We start from the raw sequence: 7,542 nt of genomic DNA on the forward strand, positions 1-7,542 counted from the left end.
AGCGGCGTCAGCGAATGCGTCGGGCGCTCGCTGCGCGAGATCGTCGGCCCGCGCAGAAAGTTCTTCGGCGTCGACTCGCAGCTCGCGGGCGACAGCCACGGCACCACCACACCGCTCGCGTGCGAACGCACCTGAACCGGCACCGACAACGGCAACGGCGTTCCCGCACGGTAATCGTCCGCGTAGTCAGAGCGCAACCGCCCGCCGCGCAGGCGCGTGAGTGTTCCGGCGACAAGGTCGCCGAGGATCACCGCCAGCTCGCTCACGGACGCTCGTAGTCGTCCAGCAGCACGTCGAGGTCAACGGTGACGCCGCCCGCCAGGCCGTCCTCGCGATCACCCAGCTGGAGCTCGAGGCCGAGCGCATCCACGACGGCGAGAACCAGGCGCAGCTCAGCCCCCGGCTTACCCGACTCGAACGCGTTGACTCACGCGCGCGAAACGTGCGCGCGCGCAGCAAGCTGCGCCTGGCTGAGCCTGAGCTCCTGACGGCGCCTGCGAACCGCAGCGGCGAGATCATGCAGCGAGCCAATACGCGTCGTCATCACGGTGTGACCGTGATGACGACATCGGGGCAATGTCAACGTACGCGGACACTCCCGCCTTGTCGACGTACTTCGACATGATCCCTGTGTCGACGAACGTCGACACACCGATCTCACGCGCGAGGGCGCGCCCGACTCAGCGCTCCCGCACAGCCGCAGCGCGTTGCAATCTAACGGCCTCCGCTACGGCGCCCGGCTCCCAACGGGATCGTGGCCGTAAGGCGGGTGCCGGCGCCCAGCGGGCTGTCGAGCTTGAGGCGGCCGTCGAGGACGGCGAGACGGTCGGCGAGCCCGACCAGCCCATTCCCTGCCGGGTTGGCGCCTCCCACTCCGTCATCGCGCACTTCGACGTGGAGCGTGTCCTCCTCCTTCCGCGCGACGACTTCGCCATTTCCCGCCGAGGCGTGCTTGGCCATGTTGGTCAGCGCCTCGGCCACCACGAAGTAGGCGGTCGCCTCGATCGCTGCCGGGAGCCGGTCGACCGACACGTCGATCGCGACGGGAACCGGCGTCCGTGAGGCGAGCGCCTCGATGCCCGCGCGCAGACCGCCGTGGGTGAGCACCGCGGGCATGATCCCCTGGGCGAGCTCACGGAGCTCGCCCAACGCCCCTTCTGCCTGGCCGAGGGCTTCGTCGAGTAGTCCGCGCACGTCATCACGGGCCGTGTCCAGCGCCTGTCGCGCCAGCTTGAGCGTAAGCAGCGTGTTGACGAGGCGCTGCTGTGCGCCGTCGTGCAGATCGCGGACGACTCGCCGGCGCTCTTCGTCGGCCGCCGCGGCGATGCGCGCGCGGGAGGCGGCGAGCGCATCGCGCGCCTGCAGGTTGGAGATCGCGGTCGCGAGCAGCTCGGCGAACTCGGCCAGCCGCGACCCGAGGTCGGCCGCAAGGTCGCGCGGCTCCAGCGACCCCGTGGAGACCGCGCCCCACGGATGTCCGTCCACCGCGATCGGCACAGTGACCACCGGCTCCCGCATCGCCGAACCCGCCGTCGCGACCGAGGTGGCGCTGCCATCGGGCTCGTAGCGACTGATCCGCGTGGCGTCGCCGCCGAACAGCCGCGTGACTTCCTCGGCGACCACGGCCAGCACTTCCGCCTCCGGGCGCTCCCGCGCGATCAGCGTGGCGACCCGCCGCAGCGCCGCCTGCTCGTCCGCCATCGCCGTCAGCCGCTGGCTCGCGTGGGCGTTGGCGATCGCGGACGCGACCAACTCCGTGAAGTCGACGAGCCGGCGCTCGGTGCCGGCCGGGAGCGGACGATCGCGGGAGGCGATCGCGATCACGCCCCACAGCGCCCCCTCGACGACGATCGGACTCGCCAGCCCGGAACGGACGCGCTCGGCCCGGACGGTGTCCGGCATGCCCGGGGCCGCCGCGTCGTCGGTGTCGAACCGTGCGGCCCGCCCGGTCCGGCGGACCTCGGCGACGACGAAGCGCGGATCCAGCTCCGAGCGCAGGGTCGGCGGCGGCTCCAGGGTCGCGTGGGTTCCCATCGCGGTCACCGTGCCATCGACTTCGAAGCGCAGAACGGCGGACGTGTCGGCCCCGAGCAGCCCTTCGACCTCATCGCAGACGGCACGGAACAGCGTCTCCGACGGCACGGCCTGCGCGACCAGCGTCGCCACACGCCGCAGAGCCGCCTGCTCGTCCGCAAGACGGGCCATTCCGTCGCTCGCTTCCGTCTGCGCCACGGCTGTCTCGGCCTGTGACCGTAACCCATGATTCGCGGTTTGACCAGAACGGTCGCACACAGCGCCTACGATCCCAACGCCTACGCTCGACCGCAGCGCGGGCGCGCCCGCGCTGCGGTGTTCCTGATCATCGAGGGACAACGGCCTTGTTCCGCGGAGACCACTTTTGTTCCCCGTGACGTCTTGCATTGCTTCGGAAAACAACGCCATTTGCAGGGAGTTTGAGTCGGGGAGGCACGATTTGAACCTGCGGCCGCCCGGCCCCGAGCGCGGGCAGGGGCGACTCGGTCTCCGGGAGGTTGATGCCCTTTTCGGCACCGAGCCGTTGGCCGCCTGGCTTGGTCCGGGTGATCCTCAGGGTTGCCTCACCGGCGGCGGTCGACTCGACTACGGCATCGATCGCTCCGTCGTCGAACACGACCGGCTGCCCGGGCCGAAGGGCGGCGACGGCCTCGGGCAGGGTGCACCCGATCCGGGCCGCCGCCCCGGACGCGGGCAGGTCGACCGGCGTGAGGTCGCGGGTCAGCACGAGTCGATCGCCGGCTGCCAGCGACAGCCGTCGGGGCAACGGCGGGATGCCGCCGGCCGAGGTTGTCCGGCCGCCGCATTCCAGCACGGTCCCGTCGGCGACATAGGCGTTGCGCTCCGCTTCCGCCAGCACGCCTTCGGTGGCGACCTGCGCGACGGTGAACACGCGATGCCGTCCACGGGTATCCCGCATTTGCACACGGTCGCCGGCTCGCCGGTCCGACAGCTAGGCCGGGTCCACGCTGACGGTAAGGGCCGGACGGCCGGCGGGGATGACCGGAGCCGCCGGGGGGGTCGGGCGGTCGGACGAGACCAGCCACAGCTTCGCCGAGGCGATCAGCCGGCCGGTGTCGTCCCGCGAGACCCGGGCACGGCCGACCGCCGGCCCGACGGAGGTCGGCCCGGTCCGGACCTTGGGGCCACGGAGCGCGGCCAGGACGTTTCGCGCCGCCTGCAACTTGGCCAGCACGTTGGCCTCGGCGGTGGCCAGCGACGTTGCCCCGAGGTCCAACAGATCGTTCTGCAGGTCGCGTAGGTCCTGCTGGCGAAGCGTCGTGTAGCGCACCAGGTTGGTCGCGCCCGTCCGGTGCTCCGGTGATACCGCGGCGATCTCAGCCCGGTGTGCCAGCACCGCGGCCTGCAGATCGGCCTCGATCTCGTCGAGCCGGGTGATCAGAACATCCAATGATTCCGGCATCAACCAGTCCCTTCACCCGTCCCGCGGGGAGTCACTGTTTCAGACTGCGGGCGGCCTGGTGTGACGTTCCTGGTAGGTGTTCAGATCCAGTGGCGGCGCTTGAAGAGCAGGTAGAGCGCCAGGGACACCGCGCCCATGAGCGCGAGCGCGAACGCATAGCCGTGCTGCCAGCGCAGCTCGGGCATGTGGTCGAAGTTCATGCCATAGACCGTCCCGACCATCGAGGGCGCGAACAAGATCGCCGCCCACGCAGAGATCTTCTTGACCTGATCGTTCTGCTGGTTGGACACCTCACCCAGCGTCTTGGTCTCCAACGTCAGGGTGACGCTGAGGATGTTCTGAAGCAGCTCGCGGAACCCGTCGGCCTGCTCCTGGACGCGCAACGCGTGATCGTGCACATCGCGAAGGTATCGGCCCTCCTCCTCCTCCACGCCCGACGCGCCGATCAAGCGCTCAAGCATCGCGACGAGCGGCTTGATCGCGCGCTGGAAGGCAATGACCTCACGAGTGAGCTCATAGATCCGCCGCGAGACGTGGACGCGAACACCAACGCTGAACACCTCGTCCTCGATCTCGTCGATGTCGTTCTCCACGCCAGCCAGCACAGGCCCGTAGTCATCGACGACGCGGTCCATGATCGCGTGCAGGATCGCCACCGGACCGCGACGCAGCAAGTCAGGGCGCGCCTCCAAGCCGCGTCGCACGGCGGCCAGATCCGGCGCATGGCCATGGCGGACCGTGATCACGAACCGTGGACCGGCGAACACGTGCACCTCACCGAACTCGACGGACTCCGTCTCGTCGATGTAGCGAGCCGGGTGCAGAACGCAGAACAACGTCTCACCGTAGTACTCCAGCTTGGCGCGCTGGTGCGCGCACACGGCGTCCTCGACCGCAAGCTCGTGCAGCGCGAACTCGCGCGTGACGTCAGCGAACTCCTCCTCCGTCGGGCGATACAGCCCGATCCACGCGATCCCGTCGCCATCGCGACACGCCGCCGCCATCTCCGCGAAAGCCCGAGGTTCAGCGAGCCGCTTGCCCTCGCGATAGATGGCATGAGCGACGGTCACAGCGGGGCGGCTCCTCTCATGTCTGACAGCCGGCCGGAGAGATCGACCGTGCCGGCGCCGACGTGCTCGGTGGTGTCGTCAACGACCCACTCGAGAAGCCGCCGGCCGGCGTGGTCGGCGATAAGCATCCGGGCGGTGAACCGCTCTACACCGGCGCGACGCGCCCGAGTGGCGAGCCGCTCGGTCAAGGCGTTGCCGATCCCTCGGTGCTGCCAGGGTCGACGACCACGACGGCGAACTCCGCCTGCTTGAGATCCACCGGGCCGCGAACGAAGCGGGCGACTCCCACCTGATAGTCCAGAGCCGCGTACTCGCGTTCGGACCGGTTGTCGTTGTAGCGCCGTTCCTTGGAGGCGAGCGGGGGCGTGGGGCGGCGCAGAGCGGGTCGAGCCGACGATTCCGGCATCAACACGCTCAGTTCTGCGTCAGCAGAAGACGAATCGTGGTGCTCGGTCATGCGCGGCGCTCCTCGCGTCCTCGGGTGCAACCCACACTCTGGGAGGTGGGCGGCGAGCCGCCATCCGTACTCCGCCGTCAATCTGATCCGTGATTCACCGAAGTCCTCGACGGGCGATCCTGACCGCGTCACGGCGCGTACCTGGCGTGCGATCTCGCGCCTCGACGACGAGAGTTCGGACCACGGCTGCCTCGGCGCCGATGTCGGCGTCGCCGCCGGCAGCGGCGTTACGCTCCGGGTCCAGCGCGATGCCGAGGAACCCGAGGCCTGCAGCGGCGCCGGCTCGCACCCGAGCGCTGTGCTCGCCCACACCGCCGGTGAAGACCAGCGTGTCCAGGCCGCCAAGCCGCCGTCATCGCGGCAATCCGTGCGCGCAGGCGGTGCGTATAGACATCCAGCGCCAGGCTCGCATCGGGGTCTCCGCGCTCGACTCCCGTCAGCACCTCGCGCATGTCCGCGTGCCCGCCAGCGCCAGCAGGCCCGACTGGTGCTCGAGTGCCTCTGCGAGCTCGCGCTCGGCCATCCCCGCCTCCTCCAGGAGCCACAGCAACAGGCCGGGATCGGCGCTGCCGGAGCGGGTCGCCATGACAAGCCCGTCCAGCGGCGTGAAGCCCATCGTGGTATCGAGGCAGCGGCCGTCGCGCACCGCGGCCAGCGAGGCGCCCTTGGCGACGACAAGGATCCGCCGCTTGACGGCTGCCTCCATTGTTCTCTCCTTCCCAGACATTGACGATGTCGTCATTCGCGGTCGCGGGCGAGGTCGGCGGCTCCCACGATGCCGGCCTCAGCGCCGAGCTCGGCCATGCGCAACTCCGCGTGTGGGCGGTGGCCGCGGGCGGTGAGATGCTGGAGGAATGCGTGCCAGGCCGGCTCGCGGACCAGTTCGCCGGCCGCGGACACGCCGCCCCCGAGCACGAACATGCCCGGGTCAAGGACCGCCGACAGTTGTGCCATGCCGCGTCCGAGCCAGGTGCCAATGAGGTCGAAGCACTTGAGCGCCGCGACGTCGCCTTTGCGGGCGGCCTCAGTGACATCGGGGCCCGTGATCATGTCCGGCTCGCCACCGGCGAGCCGCAGCATGTCTGCTGCCAGTGCGGGTGCGGCCTTCGCGAGCTCCCGGGCCTCCAGCACCAGCGCCCCGCCGCTCGCGTACTGCTCCCAGCACCCCTCGAGGCCGCATCCGCACCGCCGCCCGTGGGGAACGATGTTGATGTGCCCGATCTCCGCGGCGATCCCAAACCGCCCACGCAGCAGCCGCCCATCGTGCACGATCCCTCCGCCGAGACCAGTGCCGATGGTGAGAATCACCACATGGTGCTCGCCACGTCCGGCACCGAACCGCGCCTCCGCCCACGCCGCGGCGTTCGCGTCATTCTCGATCACCACCGGGAGCCCGCAGCGGCCCTCGATCGCCGCGCGCAGCGGCTCATCCCGCCATGCCAGGTTCGGGGCGAAGAGCACGGTGGACCGCTGAGCGTCCACGAAGCCGGCCGCCCCGATCCCGACCGCCTCGACGTCATGCGAGGCCATGAGCTCCCGCACCACGTCGGCGATGACATCCTCGATCCTTCTCGGGTCATCGGACGGAGTGTCATGCCGTACCGTCGCGAGCATGGCGCCCTGCTCGTCGACGACACCCGCGGCGACTGTAGTCCCACCGATATCGACTCCGATCGTCAACGCCATTCGCGCTCCTCAGTTGGAATCCGGGGCGGCCGCTACCCGGGCATCTCTTCCAGCTCCACGCCCTTCGTCTCGCGCACGAACCGCAGGTCGAACAGTAAGGACGGCTCGATCGGGATGGCTGTGACGCTTGGAACGCTGGCGGTGGTTTTCGGTACGGTCACGCTGGATAAAGCCGGCGACCCGGTGCTCCATGGCGCCGCAGCGCCGGTTGCGCTGGTCGCCGCCAACCCGTTCGTGTTCTCGTTTCGGGATGTCCTTGGGGGCCGGTGGTCTGGGTGCTGTTGGGAGAGATCTTCCCGAATCGGATCCGTGATGGTGCGGCCGCTGAGCGTCGCCCAGGCCCTCGCGAGGTTGCGACAGCCGCCGGTCTGGTATTCGACGAGCACCGTGCGGAGGCCCCGTCGATGGACGATCACCAGCGAGGAGACCGACGACACGGAGACGACTCGGTGCGCGGCGATAACGACGAGCGAGTTGCCGCGCGAGCGGCATGAAGTGCCGCACGATCGCGTCGCGCGCCGCAGCATCACGATCAACCGCCAGCCGCGCGAACAACCGACGCTCTTCGTCCCGACGCAACGCGTCCAGCGACCTGGGGCACGGCATAGATCCAACCTCCGAAACGCGCTCGCACTCGTCTAGAAGTCAGACCGCGATGCCGGAGAGTCCGACCGCGCCGAGATGCCCTCACGACCCAGTCTACGGTGCGGTCAACGACGACGAGCAGATGTGCGGGAAAGCCGCACCGACGGCGCGGACCTCCCCGATGCCGCTCGGCAAGCGCGTGCCTAGCGTGCATCCGGCGACCTATCCCACGGCGGAAGGAACCACCATGAGCACCATCTTGATCGGCGTCGACGAGTCCACGCGAT

Annotated in this window: 9 protein-coding genes and 1 pseudogene; all 10 read right to left on the minus strand. The window is 69.6% G+C overall.

The window, feature by feature from the left end; all coding sequences use genetic code 11:
* A partial coding sequence (locus tag OM076_RS44100; protein ID WP_270046639.1) for a HipA N-terminal domain-containing protein occupies window positions 1-266 on the minus strand: 266 nt, incomplete at its 3' end.
* Between the two features lie 448 nt (window positions 267-714).
* Complete coding sequence (locus OM076_RS44105) at window positions 715-2,205, minus strand: GAF domain-containing sensor histidine kinase (RefSeq protein ID WP_270046641.1); 1,491 nt, start codon at window positions 2,203-2,205, stop codon at window positions 715-717.
* Between the two features lie 154 nt (window positions 2,206-2,359).
* On the minus strand, window positions 2,360-2,953 hold the full coding sequence (locus OM076_RS44110) for a pyruvate kinase (RefSeq protein ID WP_270046642.1): 594 nt from the start codon (window positions 2,951-2,953) through the stop codon (window positions 2,360-2,362).
* 33 nt (window positions 2,954-2,986) lie between these two features.
* Window positions 2,987-3,457, minus strand: coding sequence for a pyruvate kinase (locus OM076_RS44115; RefSeq protein WP_270046644.1), 471 nt, complete (start codon window positions 3,455-3,457; stop codon window positions 2,987-2,989).
* Window positions 3,458-3,537: 80 nt separating this feature from the next.
* Window positions 3,538-4,527: a magnesium and cobalt transport protein CorA gene (locus tag OM076_RS44120; RefSeq protein WP_270046646.1), complete on the minus strand. Its 990-nt coding sequence runs from the start codon at window positions 4,525-4,527 to the stop codon at window positions 3,538-3,540.
* Window positions 4,524-4,655 carry a hypothetical protein gene (locus tag OM076_RS44125; RefSeq protein WP_270046648.1) on the minus strand — a complete coding sequence of 44 codons (132 nt, stop codon included), beginning with the start codon at window positions 4,653-4,655 and terminating at the stop codon, window positions 4,524-4,526. Before OM076_RS44125 ends, OM076_RS44120 begins: the two co-directional genes overlap by 4 nt.
* A gap of 56 nt (window positions 4,656-4,711) precedes the next feature.
* Window positions 4,712-4,984: a hypothetical protein gene (locus OM076_RS44130; RefSeq protein WP_270046650.1), complete on the minus strand. Its 273-nt coding sequence runs from the start codon at window positions 4,982-4,984 to the stop codon at window positions 4,712-4,714.
* A 94-nt stretch (window positions 4,985-5,078) separates the two neighbouring features.
* Window positions 5,079-5,726: pseudogene (locus OM076_RS44135) on the minus strand (hypothetical protein).
* Window positions 5,723-6,670, minus strand: coding sequence for an ROK family glucokinase (locus OM076_RS44140; RefSeq protein WP_270046652.1), 948 nt, complete (start codon window positions 6,668-6,670; stop codon window positions 5,723-5,725). The pseudogene OM076_RS44135 and the gene OM076_RS44140 overlap by 4 nt, the downstream one beginning before the upstream one ends.
* 32 nt (window positions 6,671-6,702) lie before the next feature.
* The gene (locus OM076_RS44145) at window positions 6,703-7,206 is read right to left on the minus strand and encodes a hypothetical protein (RefSeq protein WP_270046654.1); all 504 of its coding nucleotides are present in this window, start codon (window positions 7,204-7,206) and stop codon (window positions 6,703-6,705) included.
* Window positions 7,207-7,542 lie beyond the last annotated feature (336 nt).

It is taken from the genome of Solirubrobacter ginsenosidimutans (assembly GCF_027587205.1).

Bases quoted from the DNA above. Each gene is read 5' to 3' on its own strand.
- OM076_RS44105 (WP_270046641.1), bottom strand. From the start codon at position 2,205: ATGGCCCGTCTTGCGGACGAGCAGGCGGCTCTGCGGCGTGTGGCGACG.
- OM076_RS44110 (WP_270046642.1), bottom strand. From the start codon at position 2,953: ATGCGGGATACCCGTGGACGGCATCGCGTGTTCACCGTCGCGCAGGTC.
- OM076_RS44115 (WP_270046644.1), bottom strand. From the start codon at position 3,457: ATGCCGGAATCATTGGATGTTCTGATCACCCGGCTCGACGAGATCGAG.
- OM076_RS44125 (WP_270046648.1), bottom strand. From the start codon at position 4,655: ATGCTTATCGCCGACCACGCCGGCCGGCGGCTTCTCGAGTGGGTCGTT.
- OM076_RS44130 (WP_270046650.1), bottom strand. From the start codon at position 4,984: ATGACCGAGCACCACGATTCGTCTTCTGCTGACGCAGAACTGAGCGTG.
- OM076_RS44140 (WP_270046652.1), bottom strand. From the start codon at position 6,670: ATGGCGTTGACGATCGGAGTCGATATCGGTGGGACTACAGTCGCCGCG.